Here is a 16,071-nt window from a genome sequence, read left to right on the forward strand (position 1 = left end):
GACGCCGGTCCTTCCGAGTTGCACGAGCGTGGGTCAGGGGCCGACTGTAACCAGCTGCGGTGCAAGGTCACCAGGGCCGGAACACAGCTGCAACCGTGTGGTGAGCGGGCTGCAACGGAACCGATACCAACCCGTGGCCGAAGCGCTCGCGAACGGCGCTTATACCCTGATTGGCGTGACAGACCCCTCCGCCGACGCAGCCGCCATCGACGCCGACGCCCCCAGCCACCGCTACAACGCGCAGCTGGCCGGTGAGATCGAGCAGACCTGGCAGCAGCGCTGGCATGTGCAGGGGACGTTCCATGTGCCCAACCCGGTCGGCTCGCTGGCGCCCACCGACGGCTCCGCGGTGCCCGCGGACAAGATGTTCGTGCAGGACATGTTCCCGTATCCGTCGGGGGAGGGCCTGCACGTCGGGCACCCGCTCGGCTACATCGCCACCGATGTGTACGCCCGCTACTTCCGGATGACCGGCCGCAACGTGCTGCACGCGCTGGGCTTCGACGCCTTCGGGCTGCCCGCCGAGCAGTACGCCGTGCAGACCGGCACCCACCCGCGCACCCGCACCGAGGCCAATATCGTCAACTTCCGGCGGCAGCTGGGCAGGCTGGGGCTGGGCCACGACTCGCGGCGCAGCTTCTCCACCACCGACGTGGACTTCTACAAGTGGACGCAGTGGATCTTCCTGCAGATCTACAACGCCTGGTTCGACACCGAACTGCAGCGCGCCCGCCGGATCGACGAGCTGATCGCCGAGTTCGAATCCGGGTCGCGGCCGCTTCCCGACGGCCGGTCGTGGCAGGACCTGACCACCGGCGAGCGCGCCGATGTGGTGGACTCCCATCGGTTGGTCTACCGCGCCGACTCGGTGGTGAACTGGTGCCCGGGCCTGGGCACCGTGCTGGCCAACGAAGAGGTGACCTCCGACGGCCGCAGCGACCGCGGCAACTACCCGGTCTTCCGGAAGCGGTTGCGGCAGTGGATGATGCGCATCACCGCGTACTCGGACCGGCTGCTCGACGACCTGGACGTGCTGGACTGGCCGGACAAGGTCAAGGCCATGCAGCGCAACTGGATCGGGCGCTCCACCGGCGCCGAGGTCCGTTTCGCCACCGAGGCCGGCCCCATCGAGGTGTTCACCACCCGGCCCGACACCCTGTTCGGCGCCACCTACATGGTGCTGGCCCCCGAACACGATCTGGTCGACGCGCTCGTGGCGCAGCAGTGGCCCGCGGGCACCGACGACCGATGGACCTACGGCGCGGCCACCCCGGCGCAGGCCGTGGCCACCTACCGCACCGATATCGCGGCGAAGTCCGACCTGGAGCGCCAGGAGAACAAATCCAAGACGGGTGTCTTCACCGGCGCCTACGCCACGAATCCGGTCAACGGACAACAGGTTCCGGTGTTCATCGCCGACTACGTGCTGGCCGGCTACGGCACCGGCGCCATCATGGCGGTGCCCAGCGGCGACCAGCGGGACTGGGAGTTCGCCACCGCCTTCGGGCTGCCCATCATCGAGGTGGTCTCCGGCGGTGACGTCACCGAGGCCGCCTACGGCGGCGACGGTGAGCTGGTCAACAGCGACTACCTCAACGGCCTGACCGTGGCGGCGGCCAAGGAGACCATCATCGCGCGCCTGGAGGCTGGCGGCGCCGGCCGGGCCCGCGTCGAGTTCAAGTTGCGGGACTGGCTGTTCGCCCGCCAGCGGTACTGGGGCGAGCCGTTCCCCATCGTCTACGACGCCGACGGCCGCGCCCACCCGCTGCCCGAATCGGCTCTGCCGGTGGAACTCCCGGACATCGCGGACTACGCGCCGGTGATGTTCGATCCCGACGATGCGGACAGCGAGCCATCCCCGCCGCTGGGCAAGGCCACCGAATGGGTGCACGTCGAGCTGGACCTGGGCGACGGTCTGCAGACCTACACCCGGGACACCAACGTGATGCCGCAGTGGGCCGGCAGCTCCTGGTACGAACTGCGCTACGCGGATCCGCACAACCCGGATGAGTTCTGCGCCAAGGAGAACGAGGCCTATTGGATGGGCCCGCGCCCGGAGATCCACGGGCCCGACGACCCCGGCGGCGTCGATGTGTACGTCGGCGGCGTCGAACACGCGGTGCTGCACCTGCTGTACTGCCGGTTCTGGCACAAGGTGCTTTTCGACCTGGGCCACGTCAGCTCCCGCGAGCCCTACCGGCGGCTGGTCAACCAGGGTTACATCCAGGCCTTTGCCTACACCGACGCGCGGGGTACCTACGTGCCCGCCGCCGAGGTCGTCGAGCGGGACGGCTCGTTCTTCTACGACGGGCCCGACGGTGAGATCCAGGTCAATCAGGAGTTCGGCAAGATCGGCAAGAGCCTGAAGAACTCGGTGTCCCCGGACGAGATCTGCGACGAGTACGGCGCGGACACGTTGCGGGTGTACGAGATGTCGATGGGCCCGCTGGAGGCCTCGCGGCCGTGGGCCACCAAGGATGTCGTCGGCGCGCACCGTTTCCTGCAGCGGGTGTGGCGCGCGGTGATCGACGAGACCACCGGCACCGAGCGGGTCAGCGATGACGAGCAGGTCTCCGAGGACACCCTGCGCGCGCTGAACAAGACCATCGCCGGTGTCGCCGAAGATTATGCGGCGCTGCGCAACAACACCGCGGCAGCCAAGCTGATCGAGTACACCAACCACCTGACCAAGGCGGGCGTGACCGCACGGGCGGCGATCGAACCGCTGGTGCTGATGGTCGCGCCACTGGCGCCACACCTGGCCGAGGAGCTGTGGCGGCGGCTGGGCCACGAGGGTTCGCTGGCCCACGGTCCGTTCCCGGCGGTCGACGAGCGCTACCTCGTCGATGACACCGTCGAGTTGCCGGTCCAGGTCAACGGCAAGGTGCGCGGCAAGATCACCGTCGCCGCCGACGCCGACAAGGCCGCGCTGGAAGCGGCGGCGCTGGCCGATGAGAAGGTGCAGGCGTTTCTGGCCGGTGCCACCCCGAAGAAGGTCATCGTGGTCCCGGGACGACTGGTCAACTTCGTCGTCTGAGTTGCGATTTGTGGAGTCGCCGTCGGAATGAGTCCGACAAACACTCCTCAAATCGCGGCTGGCCCGAAGGTGTGGGGCGGACCTCGCCTTTGGGCTAGTTTCTCGCTCCGGTGCCGACGTATTCGACTTTCCGCATATCGACGCGCGGATACTGGAGGGCAGGGCCGCGGCGTAGCGGCGGAAATCCTGTCTGCGAGAACGATATACGGTGACAGCGGCCCAGTCTGGAGCGCGCAATGTCCGATAACCGGATCGTCGTCTACAAGGGGCCCGGCCAGGTCGCCGTCGAGACGCTGCCCTATCCGAAGCTCGAGGTGCCCGGCGAGGTCGCCGACGCGATGGGTATGACCCGCAAGGCGGACCACGGCGTCATCCTCAAGTGTGTGTCGACCAACATCTGCGGTTCGGACCAGCACATGGTCCGCGGTCGCACCACCGCACCGGTCGGTCAGACCCTCGGCCATGAGATCACTGGTGAGATCGTCGAAAAAGGCTCGGACGTACAGTTTCTCGAAGTCGGCGATATCTGCTCGGTGCCGTTCAACATCGCCTGCGGGCGCTGCCGCAACTGTCGCGAGGGGCAGACCGGCATCTGCCTGAACGTCAACCCGGCCCGCGCCGGCTCGGCTTACGGGTACGTCGACATGGGTGGCTGGCTCGGCGGTCAGGCCGACTACGTGATGGTGCCCTTCGCCGACTTCAACCTGCTGAAGTTTCCCGATCGCGACGCCGCCCTGGCCAAGATCCGCGACCTCACCATGCTGTCGGACATCTTCCCGACCGGCTACCACGGCGCCAAGACCGCGGGCGTCACCACCGGTTCGACGGTGTACGTCGCCGGGGCGGGCCCGGTCGGTCTCGCCGCGGCCTACTCGGCGCACCTGCTCGGTGCCGCCGTGGTGATCGTCGGCGACCTGAACGCCGACCGGCTCGCCCAGGCGCGGTCGTTCGGGTGCGAGACCGTCGACATCGGCTCCGACGCCACCCTGGAGGACCAGATCGCCGAGATCCTCAACACCAACGAGGTCGACTGCGCCGTCGACGCCGTCGGATTCGAGGCCAGTGGGCACGGTCACGGTGCCGGTGAGCAACCGGCCGCGGTGCTGAACTCGATCATGAACGCCACCCGGGCCGGCGGTTCGCTGGGCATCCCGGGCCTCTACGTCACCGGCGATCCCGGCGGCACCGACGACGACGCCAAGCACGGCACGCTCAAGGTGCGGCTGGGCCTGGGCTGGGCCAAGAGCCACAGCTTCTACACCGGCCAGTGCCCGGTGCTGAAGTACAACCGCGGCTTGATGATGAGCATCCTGCATGACAAGGCGCACATCGCCGACGCGGTGAACGCGACCGTCATCGGCCTGGAGGACGCACCGGAGGGGTACGCCGCCTTCGATTCCGGGGTGGCCCAGAAGTTCGTGCTGGACCCGCACGGGATGGTGCCGGCCTAGTTACCGGGCCGGACCACGATCTCGTGGACGTGGCCGTCGCGTGGGGTGTTCACCGCCTGCGCGACGAGCCCGCCCACGGTCTCGGGGCGCAGGAACTTCGCCGGGTCATAGGTTCCGCCCTCGTAGGCGACCAGGTCGCGCTGCATCTCCGAGTCGGTGCGGCCCGGGAAGATCGTGGTCACCCGCAGCGACGGCTCATCGGTGCGCAGTGAATCGGCGAACGCGCGCAATGCGAACTTGCTCGCCGAATAGGATGCCATGCCGGCCGAAACCTTCTGCCCTGCACCGGAATTGATGAACACCACCTGACCTCGGGCGGCGCGCAGCGCTGGCAGCAACGCCAGTGTCAGCGCGACGGCGCCGGTGACATTCACCTCGAAGCTGGCCCGCCACTCGTCGGCGGAGGACTCGGCGACACTGCCCGGGTAGAGCACCCCGGCGTTGTGCACCAGGACGTCGAGTTCGGCCAGCGGTTCGGCGGCGGACTCGATGGAGTCCTGGTCGGTGAGGTCCAGCGGCCAGGTCGGGGAGCCGAGGCGCTCGGCCAGCGCGTCCAGGTGGGCGGACGGGCGGCCCGCCAGCAGCAGGGTGTGTGTGGGGGCGAGCGCGGCGGCGACGGCCGAGCCGATCCCGCCGCCGGCACCGGTTATCAGAGCTGTGGGCACAAGAGAAAACACTACCGACACTGCACGCCGGGCCGCGGCGTCGCATTATTGATGCGATGCCACCGGACCCAAGCTTCGCCCCCACCCAACTCGCCGCGCGCGCGGCCTACCTGTTGCGCGGTAACGACCTGGGTGTGATGACCACTGCGGCCCCGCTGCTGTACCCGCACATGTGGAGCTGGGACGCCGCCTTCGTCGCGATCGGGCTGGCCCCGCTGAGCGTGGAGCGCGCCGTCGTCGAACTGGACACGCTGCTCTCGGCGCAGTGGACCAACGGGATGATCCCGCACATCGTGTTCGCCAACGGGGTGGACGGCTATTTTCCCGGCCCGGCGCGCTGGGCGACCTCCGCGCTGGCCGAGCACGCACCGCGCACCCGGCACACCTCGGGTATCACCCAGCCGCCGGTGCACGCCATCGCCGTGCAACGCATCCTGGACCGGGCCAAGACCCGCGGCCGCTCCACCCGCGCGGTCGCCGAGGCCTTCCTGGACCGTCGCTGGGACGATCTGGTGCGTTGGCACCGGTGGCTGGCCGAATGTCGCGATCTTCGTGGCCAGGGCCGCATCACGCTGTACCACGGCTGGGAATCCGGGATGGACAACTCGCCGCGCTGGGACAGCGCCTACGCCAACGTGGTTCCCGGCATCGTCCCGGAGTACCAGCGCGAGGACAACAAGATCAACACCGACACCACCCAGCGGCCGTCGGACACCGAGTACGACCGGTATCTGTGGCTGCTGGAGGAGATGAAGGCCGCCCGCTACGACGACGAACTGCTGGCCAAGTCGATGAGCTTCGCCGTCGAGGACGTGTTCGTCTCGGCGATCTTCTCGGTGGCGTGCACGGTGCTCGCCGAGATCGGTGAGGACTACAAACGTTCACCGGCCGATGTGCGTGACCTGTACGCCTGGGCGGATCGGTTCCGGGCCGGCGTCGTCGATGCCACCGACCAACGGACAGGCGCGGCAAGGGATTTCGATGTCCGCGCGGACAGGTGGGTGGCCACCGAGACCGTCGCCCAGTTCGCCCCGCTGCTGTGCGGGGGACTGCCGCACGACAAGGAACGCGCCCTGCTGAAGCTGCTCGACGGTCCACGTTTCAGCAGCCATCCGGATCTGCGCTACTCACTGATCCCGACGACCTCGCCGGTCTCCCGGGATTTCCGGCCCCGCGAGTACTGGCGCGGTCCGGTGTGGCCGGTGACGACATGGCTGTTCTCGTGGTGTTTCGCGCGACGCGGCTGGGCCGAACGCGCCACGACACTGCGACAGGAGGGACTGCGGCAAGCCAGCGACGGCACCTTCGCCGAGTACTACGAACCGTTCACCGGTGAGCCGCTGGGCAGCATGCAGCAGTCCTGGACGGCCGCGGCGGTACTGGACTGGCTGGGATAGCTAGCTGGTCGGCTGATCGCCGAGGCGATCCAGTGAACCCAGCGCGGCGGTGAGGGTGGCCTGATCCTCGGAGCTCAGGTTGGCCAGCATGCTGGCCAGGAACGCCCGCCGCGCGTCGAGCGCCTCACGGTGCTGCACGAGCCCGCGCGGCGTCACCTCGACGAGCACCGCACGCAGATCGGACGGATCCCGGGAACGCTTGACCAGTCCGAGTTTCTCCAGCCGGCGGATCGCCACCGTGGTGGTGGGCGTCCGCACCCGCTCGTGGGCGGCGAGTTCGGTCATCCGGATCGGTCCGGACTCCAGCAGGGTCAGCAGAATCGAGAGCTGAGCCAGTGTGAGATCGCCGGCGCCGGTGTTACCCGCGCCTCGGGTGTCCCCACGGCGCAGTACCGAAAACAGTTTGGAGAGCACACGTTGCAGCTCTCCAGCCAGCTCAGCGGTCTGCGGTTCGGTCTCGACCATAATTCGCTAGTCTAACCTGTCTGTCTCTGCCAGGCTGGAACGCGCTCAAGATCAAAGAATCTGGGACAGGAAGCGCTGCAGCCGCTCCGTCTCGGCATTCTCGAAGATCAACTCGGGCGGTCCGGACTCCACGACCTTGCCGTTGTCCATGAAGATCACCGCGTCGGCAGCCGAACGGGCGAAGCCCATCTCGTGCGTCACCACCACCATCGTCATGCCCGTGGAACCGAGATCGGCGATCAGCTCGAGCACACCTTTGACCAGTTCCGGGTCCAGCGCCGAGGTGGCCTCGTCGAAGAACATCACCTGCGGCGCCATCGCCAGTGCCCGCGCGATCGCCACCCGCTGCTGCTGCCCGCCCGACAGGGTCGCCGGACGAACATCGGCCTTGTGGCGCAGTCCAACCCGATCCAGCTGGGCCAGCCCGAGCTCGCGCGCCGCATCGGGGGACATGCCCTTGAGCTTGCGCAGGGCCAGTGTCACGTTGTCCAGCACGGTGCGGTGCGGGAACAGGTTGAACTGCTGGAACACCATGCCGATGCGCTGGCGCAGTTGGTCGGGGTTGTCCCCGAGCACCGAGCGGCCGTCGAGCAGGATGTCGCCCTTGTCGGGTTCGTACAGCCTGTTCAACGTCCGCAGCAGCGTCGACTTACCCGACCCGGACGGGCCGATGACGGCGGCGGTGGTACCGGCGGGCACCTCCAGATCAACCCCGCGCAGCACCGGGTTGGCGCCGAACGACAGATGAATATCCTTGGCGGCCAAGGAGACCGGCTCGGCCATCAGATCATCTCCTCTTGGATGGGGGCGGGCTGTTTCCCGGTGCGCAACCGCGCGTCGATCACATTGACCAGGTGGGTCAGCGGGATGGTCAGGATCAGGTAGAACAGGCCCGCGGCCACCAGCGGGGACAGGTTGCCGGTCTGCGCGTTCAGGTCGCGTCCGACCTGGAAGAGCTCGCGCTGGTTGGCGATCAGTCCCAGGAAGTACACCAGCGAGGACGCCTTGAGCAGCGAGATGAACTGATTGACCAGCGCGGGCAGCACCCGCCGGATGCCCTGCGGGATGATCACCAGCTTCATCGACGACGAGTAGCTGAATCCCAGCGCGCGGGAGGCCTCCATCTGCCCGGTCTCCACGCTCTGGATGCCGGACCGGAAAATCTCGCCGACATAGGCCGCCGACATCAGGCCCAGCGCGGCGATCCCGAGCGGATACGGGTTGTTGCCGGTCAGTCCGCCGACGATCGGCCCGATGCCCAGACCGATGACCAGGATGATCACCACCTCGGGCAGGCCGCGGAAGATGTCGGTGTAGATGCGGGCCGGCCAGCGCAGCAGCCGGGACCGGGAGATGCCGGCGACGGCCAGCAGCAGACCGAGCACCACGCCGATCACGGCGGCTCCGGCGGTGAGGATGAGTGTGTTCGGCAGCCCGGTCTTGAACAGGTCGGGGATGGCCTGGCGGTACAGATCCCAGTTCAGGAACGAGTCGGAGAGCTGGCCCAGGACCGATCGGGGAGCCGGTGGCGCACCCTGGTCGGTGGCCACGGGGCGCTCAGCGGCGATCGTCGCGAAGTCCGGAAGCTGGGGTGCCGGTGCCGCTTTGGATCCCGGTTTCCAGCCGGGTGGCAGTGCCCGGGGTACCCAGTCGGTGTAGAGCTTCGACCAGGTGCCGTCGGCGATCACCGCGTCCAGCCCGGCGTTGAGTGCGTCGATCAGCGGCTGGTTCTCCTTGGCGACGGCATACGCCACGAAATTGTCCAAGCTGAAGGTGTTTTCGATGATCTCGGCCTGGTCCCCGGGCTGCACGGTGCCGACGGCCTGCTGGGAGGGTGCCACCCAGGCGTCGATCTGGCGGGTCTTGAGGCTGCCGTAGACGGTGTTGTAGTCGGGGAACTTCACCGGATCGAGGCCCAGGGTGTCGACGACGTAGGCCTCCTGCACGGTGCCCTGCACGACGCCGATGCGCTGCCCGGCGGCCAGCTGCGAGAAGCTGGTGATCGACGAGCCCGACGGCACCACCAACGAGAAGTAGCCGAAGTCATAGCCATTGGTGAAACCGACGGTCTGGCGGCGGGCGTCGGTGGTGGTGATCGACGACGAGCCGACGTCGAAACGCCCGGAGGCGACCTGGGCCAGCAGCCCGGAGAAGTCGGTGCCGACGAAGTTGACCCGCAGACCCAGCTTGTCGGCGACGGCGCGCAGCACCTCGTTGTCGAAACCGGTGAACTGGCTTGCCGAGTTGATGCAGATGCTGGGCGGCGCGTCGGACAGCGTGCCGACGGTCAGCACCCCGGGGGTGCCCAGGCCCAGCGCGGCGGTGTCGATGCCGTCCAACGGTTCGACGCCGGGGGTGGTGTATTTGTCGGCGCCCGGACCCTGGGCGGCGGCCGCCAGATTGGTCGGCAGCGCACTGGCGCTGTCGATACCGGGTGGGGCGCACTGATCGGCGGCGGCCGGCGCGGCCAGCCCGATAGCGCAGGCCAGCAGGGCGATCAGCACCGCCAGCACCGGGCGAAGCAACTTGGTCATTCCTGAAAAGCTAGTCGCTGGGCTCCGCCCCCCGAGGGATTCAACTCATTTCGAATGCAACCGGTCCGTCCAGAACTCCGCGTCGCACCAGCTCGGTCAGCATGATCTGTGCCATCAGTTCCGCCGCCGCCGTGCACGCCGCGCGCGCCGCTGCCGGGTCCCGGTCGGTGATGGCGAGGGTTTCGGCTTCGTAGTGGCCGAGCAGTTCGGCGGGTGCGTCGAGATAGGCCGACCAGTAGGCCCGCGGCATGAAGGTCTGCGCCGCCCGGATCGCGGCTTGCAGCCGCGGGCCGGTGTGGGCATCGGCCACCGCCTGCCGGTACTGCCAGGCCGTCTCGTGGAAGCTGCGGGAGTCGCGGCTGTTGCGCAGCCCGGCGGTCAGTGCCCGCAGCGTGGTGTGCAATTCGGCGTCGGCCTCGGTGGCGGCCCGGGCCGAGGCGATGCCGTTGAGCACGCCGTAGAGCTCATAATGTTCGCGCAGCACGGCATCGTCGAAGCGGTGGATGAAGGCACCGCGGTGGTACTGCGTCGACACGATCCCGTCGTGCTCGAGCTGCACGACCGCTTCCTGGATGGGCACCCGGCTGATGCCGAGGTCCTCGGCGATCTCGTTGCGGTCCAGCCGATCCCCCGACCGGAGCTTTCCGGTGAGGATCAGGTTCACCACATAGGTGACTACCAGGTCTTTCTCTTTGACCCCGTACTTCTTGGGCATAGCGGGTGAAGTCTCTCACGCAGACTCCCGCCGCGGGCCGCTCTCTTTTTCAGCCGGCGGCCCGTTCGTCACGCCACTTGACCAGCGCCTCGGCGATGGTGAGGTCGTAGTCGGGACCGTTCACGCCGATGGTCAGCAGGGTCACCCCGAGTCCGACGAGGGATTCGGCGCCGGCGAGCGCGGCCTCCACGCTCTTCTCCGGCACACCCGAGGACCGCTCGATGGCGGCGGGGTCGCGACCGACATCGGCGCAGTGCCCGTCGAGCACCTCGGCCAGACCGGGGTAGGTGCCCGCGTCGGTGAAACCGTGCCAGATGTGGGCGTGCTCGGCGACCAGGCGCAGGGTCTTGCGCTTGCCCTGTCCGCCGATCAGGACCGGAATCTCGCGCAGCGGAGCAGGACTCAGCTTCGACAGCCGGGACTCGATGCGCGGCAGGGCCGCCGCGAGGTCATCGAGACGACCACCCGCGGTACCGAACTCGTAGCCGTACTCGTCGTAGTCCTTCTCCTTCCAGCCCGATCCGATGCCCAGGATCAGCCGGCCGCCGGAGATGTTGTCGACGGTGCGGGCCATGTCGGCGAGCAACTCCGGGTTGCGGTAGGAGTTGCAGGTGACCAGCGCGCCGATCTCGATGCGCGAGGTCTGCTCGGCCCACGCCGCGAGCATCGTCCAGCACTCGTAGTGCGGGCCGTCGGGATCGCCGTACAGCGGGAAGAAGTGGTCCCAGTTGAAGGCGATGTCGACGCCGATGTCCTCGCAGCGGCGCACCGCGTCGCGCACCTGACCGTATTCGGTCATGTGCTGGGGCTGGAGCTGGACACCGATGCGGATGGGAAGGCTCATGTCGTCCACGTTATGCCTCAGACCGTGTTGATGGTCTTCGCGCGAGCGCTCAGACCCCGATATTGCCGCCGTCACGCCACACCGCCACCACCGCCGGCCGGGCCGGGGCGTCACCGCCGTCGGGCCAGTGCGACAGCGGTTTGTCCAGGGTGTAGTCATCACCCTCACCGGGGTGCTGGACGCTGACGGTGATCAGATCGTCGGTGACGACCGGACCGCAGGTCTCGGCGCCGACGGGGACGGTGAGGAACTGCTTGGTCTCACCGCGGCTGGGTCCGTCCAGCGCAACGGCGAACAGCCCGTCGTTACCCTCCAGTGCATTGCCGTCGGTCGAGATCCACAGGTTGCCGTGGCTGTCGAACGCCAGGTTGTCCGGGCAGCTGATCGGGCTGACCTTGGTCTTGTCGAAACCGCCGTAGTAGGTGTCGGCGGCGGCGGGGTCACCGCACACCAGCAGCAGACCCCAGGTGAAGTCGGTGCCCGCGTGATTGTCGGTGAGCTCCAGCACCTGACCGTTCTTGTTCTCGTTGCGCGGGTTGGCCGCGTCCACCGGCGCCGTGCCGTCGGTGCCCCGCTTGTCGTTGTTGGTCAGCGCGACGTACACCTTGCCCGTCTTCGGGTTGACGTCGAAGTCCTCGGGCCGGTCCATCTTGGTGGCGCCGGCCTTGTCGGCGGCCAGCCGGGTGAACACCGCGATCTCCTGCGGCGTGAAACCGTCGACCAGTGCTTCGGCCTTTCCGGCGGGGCCGGAGTGCAGCAGCGGAATCCAGGTGCCGGTGCCGGTGAACGACCCCGCAGACGGAAGCTTGCCGGAACCGTCGATCTCGCCGGCCGGGATCTCGCTGGACAACTTCGCGACGTACAGCGTGCCCTCGGACAGCAGCGTCATATTGTGTGCGACGGCGGCGGCGTCTGTTCCGGGCTGGATCTTCTTGTCCGACACGAACTTGTACATGTAGTCGAAGCGCTCGTCGTCGCCGGTGTAGACCACGACGGCACCGTCGTCGGTGACGTGCACGTTTGCGCCCTCGTGCTTGAGCCGGCCCAGTGCGGAATGCTTGACCGGTACCGAGGCCGGGTCCCACGGGTTGAGCTCGATGACGTAACCAAACCGGTTGACCTCATTGGGTGCGGCCGCCAGGTCGAAGCGGGGGTCGAACTTCTCCCAGCCGAGTTCGGACGGTTCGGCGGCCACCCCGTAGCGGTCGGCCTGATCGGCGTTCGGCAGCGGTGCGCCTTCGACCGCCCCGAAGTAGGAGTTGAAATTCTCCTCACCGGAAAGGATGGTGCCCCAGGGGGTTACGCCGCCGGCGCAGTTCGCGAAGGTGCCGAGCACGGCCCTGCCGGTGGGGTCGGCGGCGGTCTTGACGGTGTCCGAGCCTGCGGCGGGACCGGTCAGGGTGAACGGGGTGTCGGCGGTGATGCGGCGGTTGTAGCGGCCGAGTACCGGGCGGAGTCCACCCTGGGGGCTGCGTTCCACCTCGACGACCGAGAGTCCGACGGCCGCGATCTCGACATCGAACTGCTCCCGGGTCGGTGCCTCGGCGTCGTAGCCGGGAAACATGAACTGGGGGCTGTTGTACTCGTGGTTGACCACCAGGAGCGAACGCCCGCTCTGACCGGGGATCGGCAGCAGTGCGGCGAAATCGTTGTTGAAGCCGAACTGCTGGCGCTGGGAGGCGCCGGTCTGCTTGGCGATGTCGAACACCGGGGCACCGGGCAGGACCGGGTCACCCCAGCCGATCACCACACGCTGCTGGTAACCCTCGGGCACCACCACCGCATCCTCGGTGTTGACCGCCACGCTGTCGAAGCGCATACCCGAGGGCGTCTCGGGGACCTCCGCGGGAGCGGCGGAAGTTGCGGTGGCAGAGGGCTTTTCGCTGGTGCTGCAGGCGGCCAGCGCCGATCCGGCACCGACGGCCAACACGGCCACCCCGCCGACGCGGAGCACGTTGCGCCGCGACATCGCCTGCACGATATCGCCGAAGTACTCGTTGTCGCTGGTGTTGGGGACAGGTTTGGAACAGGCGTCACCACATCGGTTGCGGCAGGTGACATGCTGGCGCGACGACCGACCTTGATGCGCGACAAAGAGATTCAACGGAATAAGCGCCATGGCTGCGGGGATCCTTCCACCTCGAACACCGGCGTGGGCTGGACGTCGGTTCGGGGGAAAGTTACGGGAGCCGGACTAGCAGACGGCAACCAGAAGGTGAACGGAGGTTGACGGACCGGACTGTCCACCAGGCGCAATGTTTGACACATCACAGAATTTGCTGCCGTGGGCGCCGGGTCGGGCGTACAGTCCCGGTAAATCTATTGACGAGAGGGTCAAATATGGCGGTCCGCCGTGCTGAAGGATTCGCCGTCCGCCGTTGGCTGCAGCTGGGTGCGGCCTCCGCCGGGATGGGCGCCGCGCTGTGGGGGATGTCGATAGCGGGTCCCCAGGCCGGTGTCGCCGCGGCGGACACCGGCGGCAAGTCCTCGGCATCCTCGACTGCGTCGGGATCCGACGGCAACCGCTCGGTGCGCTCGGTGCGGACGGTTCGGTCCGCGGACGATCCGCGGCGCGCGCAACGCTCCACCGACACGGACGACGATGACGCCAAGGACGCCGATCTCGACGACGACGCGGATCTCCAAGCCGAACAAGCCGAACGCGACGTCGCCGAGACCCCGGCGGCTACCGTCGCGACCACGGTGAACACCCCAGCGGCACAGCCCATCTCGACCCCCGATCCGGCGCCGTCGGCAACCCGGTCATGGCAGAGCCCGTATCAGCGCTGGGTGGCCCGTTCGCTGGATGCCTGGACCGACGACAGCCTGGGCTGGATCGAATCGCTGAACACGTCCGATCGCACCAAGGCTCAGCTGGAGGCGTCGTTCTTCACGATCCGGCGCACGTTCTTCAACCAGGCGCCCACCATCGACCCGGTCCAGATCAGCGGAGTGCTCAACGGCCCCGTCACCGGCACCCTCGGTGCACACGACCCGGACGGCGACCGGCTGATCTACGTCCTGACCCGCGGACCCAAATCGGGGACCGTGCACATCACCGGAGACGGCACCTTCACCTACACCCCCGGCGCCGACTTCGACGGCGTGGACGCCTTCCGGGTCACCGCCATCGACGTCGGCTTCCACACCAATCTGCTGGAACCGCTGCGGCCGGTGGGTAGCAATCCGTTGCGGTCGTTGATCAACCAGGGTGCGGTCACGTTCGCCTTCAACTACACCGACGGTGCCGAGCACTGGACCGCCGAACGTCGGGCGGAGCTGCAGCGTTCGGCCGATGCGTTGATCCTCTACTTCCGGGTCCTCAATCCGGTCGTGCTGACCTATTCGGTCACGGGCGAGAACAATCCGGGCTCACGCACGCTGGCCGCGGCGGGCAGCGGTCTTCTCAGCGAGCAGCCCGGCTACTGGAATACCGTGGCGCAGCACAAGTTGCTCACCGGTAAGGATGCCAACGGCGCCGCGGTCGACGGTGAGATCGATTGGAACTTCGGCGCTGCGTGGGGGCTCGGGGAAACCGTGGGCGCCGGTGAGTACGACTTCCAGTCCACGGCCATGCACGAGCTGCTGCATTCGTTCGGATTCATGTCGATGATCGGGGCGCCCGGCGACAACGACAACCGATACTGGCTGACCACGGACCGATTCCTGATGAACGCCAACGGAAGGACTCTGATCGGTCGGGACTACCGATGGGACGACGACAACAACGGGTACCTCGTCGGGCAGGACGGCGGTCTGTACTTCGGCGGGAAGAACGCCGTCGCGGCCTACGGCGGTTTGGTGCCGTTGTTCACCCCGAACCCCTGGGCGGACGGCAGCTCCGGAAGCCATACCGACGACGTGACCTTTGCCGGGGAGAATCAGCTTCTGATGAACGCCAGGACGGACAGCGGCATCGGCAGCCGGGTGCTCAGCCCGCTGGAGATCGGGGTGCTGCGCGACCTCGGCTACACAGTCGTGCCGGTCAGCCGGTGATGCCCCGCAGGATCTCGATCAGCTTCCGCGGCTGATCGCCCTGCACCGAATGACCCGCGCCCTCGACGACATGGGTCTGCCGGAAGCCCGGGGCGCCGTCGGCGAACGCGGCCGCGTCCTCGTCGTTGACGAAATAGGAGTCGGCGCCGCGCACCAGGGTGGTCGGCATGGTGATGGATCCGACGTCGTCCCACAAGCCCAGGAAGGAGTCCGGCATGCCGTCGCTCTTGTCGGTGACGCCCTTGCGAAACGAGTCGTAGCGCCAGGTCCAGGCGCCGTCGTCGAGGCGTTTGGCATTGTGGAACACGCCGCGCCGCAACGAGTTCCGGTCGCGGTGCGGTGCCGCGGCGACGGTCACGTCGAGCATCGCCTGGAAGGACGGGAAGGTCCGCTCGCCCTGCACCAGGGCCACCGCGCCGAGCTGGGCCTTGGACATCTGCTCGTGCCGCTCGGGTGCCGACGGGGTGACGTCGACGAGCACCAGTTCGGGTACCAGCGCCGGTTCGGTGGCCGCCACGCGCAGCGCGGTCAGCCCGCCCAGCGACATGCCGACCACGAGCCGAGCCTCGGGAGCGTGGTCCCGCAGCACCGGTTTGACGGTCTCGGCGTTGAGTTTGGGGCCGTAGTCCCCGTCCTCGCGCCAGGCCGAGCGACCGTGCCCGGGCAGGTCGATGGCCAGCGCGGGCAGCCCCAGTCCGAGGATGACGGTGTCCCAGGTGTGCGCGTTCTGGCCGCCACCGTGCAGAAACACCACCGCCGGTGACTCCGAACCCCATTTCACGGCGCTGATCTCGCCGAGATCCAGCCGTTGGGCCGGGGGAATCTCGCTCACCCCGGCCTGCTCGGCGTTCTCGTGCAGCAGCGCGAACTCGTCGAGGCCCAGCAGTTCGTCGTCGGAGATTTCGGGGAAACTCACGAACTCTTTATACGTCCCCCGAAACGACGAAAGTGCGGTGAGATCGCGAAT

Annotated in this window: 12 protein-coding genes; 4 read left to right on the top strand and 8 right to left on the bottom strand. The window is 67.8% G+C overall.

The window, feature by feature from the left end; genetic code table 11:
• The first annotated feature begins 175 nt into the window (after positions 1 to 175).
• Positions 176 to 3,037 (top strand): leucine--tRNA ligase, encoded by a 2,862-nt coding sequence (gene leuS / locus ASE48_RS21605; protein ID WP_057169380.1) that lies wholly within the window; start codon positions 176 to 178, stop codon positions 3,035 to 3,037.
• Between the two features lie 236 nt (positions 3,038 to 3,273).
• Complete coding sequence (gene fdhA / locus ASE48_RS21610; protein WP_057169195.1) at positions 3,274 to 4,488, top strand: formaldehyde dehydrogenase, glutathione-independent; 1,215 nt, start codon at positions 3,274 to 3,276, stop codon at positions 4,486 to 4,488.
• Here the strand turns inward: fdhA and ASE48_RS21615 are convergent.
• Positions 4,485 to 5,153, bottom strand: coding sequence for an SDR family oxidoreductase (locus tag ASE48_RS21615; RefSeq protein WP_057169196.1), 669 nt, complete (start codon positions 5,151 to 5,153; stop codon positions 4,485 to 4,487). The two genes, fdhA and ASE48_RS21615, sit on opposite strands and share 4 nt — an antisense overlap.
• Positions 5,154 to 5,209: 56 nt before the next feature.
• Between ASE48_RS21615 and ggh the strand changes: the two genes are divergently transcribed.
• The gene (gene ggh, locus ASE48_RS21620) at positions 5,210 to 6,550 is read left to right on the top strand and encodes a glucosylglycerate hydrolase (protein ID WP_057169197.1); all 1,341 of its coding nucleotides are present in this window, start codon (positions 5,210 to 5,212) and stop codon (positions 6,548 to 6,550) included.
• Here ggh and ASE48_RS21625 read toward each other — a convergent pair whose 3' ends face one another.
• From ASE48_RS21625 to ASE48_RS21650, 6 genes are read right to left on the bottom strand one after another with little or no spacing between them, the layout of a single operon-like run.
• Positions 6,551 to 7,015, bottom strand: coding sequence for a MarR family winged helix-turn-helix transcriptional regulator (locus ASE48_RS21625; RefSeq protein WP_057169198.1), 465 nt, complete (start codon positions 7,013 to 7,015; stop codon positions 6,551 to 6,553).
• A gap of 51 nt (positions 7,016 to 7,066) precedes the next feature.
• Complete coding sequence (locus ASE48_RS21630) at positions 7,067 to 7,798, bottom strand: amino acid ABC transporter ATP-binding protein (protein ID WP_057169199.1); 732 nt, start codon at positions 7,796 to 7,798, stop codon at positions 7,067 to 7,069.
• The gene (locus tag ASE48_RS21635; protein WP_057169200.1) at positions 7,798 to 9,549 is read right to left on the bottom strand and encodes an ABC transporter substrate-binding protein/permease; all 1,752 of its coding nucleotides are present in this window, start codon (positions 9,547 to 9,549) and stop codon (positions 7,798 to 7,800) included. Before ASE48_RS21635 ends, ASE48_RS21630 begins: the two co-directional genes overlap by 1 nt.
• 40 nt (positions 9,550 to 9,589) lie before the next feature.
• Positions 9,590 to 10,264, bottom strand: coding sequence for a GntR family transcriptional regulator (locus ASE48_RS21640; protein ID WP_057169201.1), 675 nt, complete (start codon positions 10,262 to 10,264; stop codon positions 9,590 to 9,592).
• A 49-nt stretch (positions 10,265 to 10,313) separates the two neighbouring features.
• Positions 10,314 to 11,108 (bottom strand): LLM class F420-dependent oxidoreductase, encoded by a 795-nt coding sequence (locus ASE48_RS21645; protein WP_057169381.1) that lies wholly within the window; start codon positions 11,106 to 11,108, stop codon positions 10,314 to 10,316.
• A 49-nt stretch (positions 11,109 to 11,157) separates the two neighbouring features.
• Complete coding sequence (locus tag ASE48_RS21650; protein ID WP_057169202.1) at positions 11,158 to 13,227, bottom strand: PhoX family protein; 2,070 nt, start codon at positions 13,225 to 13,227, stop codon at positions 11,158 to 11,160.
• Positions 13,228 to 13,448: 221 nt separating this feature from the next.
• Here ASE48_RS21650 and ASE48_RS21655 point away from each other — a divergent pair, with 221 nt between their 5' ends.
• Positions 13,449 to 15,104: an Ig-like domain-containing protein gene (locus tag ASE48_RS21655; protein ID WP_057169203.1), complete on the top strand. Its 1,656-nt coding sequence runs from the start codon at positions 13,449 to 13,451 to the stop codon at positions 15,102 to 15,104.
• Here ASE48_RS21655 and ASE48_RS21660 read toward each other — a convergent pair.
• Positions 15,094 to 16,020 (bottom strand): alpha/beta fold hydrolase, encoded by a 927-nt coding sequence (locus ASE48_RS21660; protein ID WP_057169204.1) that lies wholly within the window; start codon positions 16,018 to 16,020, stop codon positions 15,094 to 15,096. The two genes, ASE48_RS21655 and ASE48_RS21660, sit on opposite strands and share 11 nt — an antisense overlap.
• Positions 16,021 to 16,071: the final 51 nt, after the last annotated feature.

It is taken from the genome of Mycobacterium sp. Root265 (assembly GCF_001428895.1).
Lineage (GTDB): Bacteria > Actinomycetota > Actinomycetes > Mycobacteriales > Mycobacteriaceae > Mycobacterium.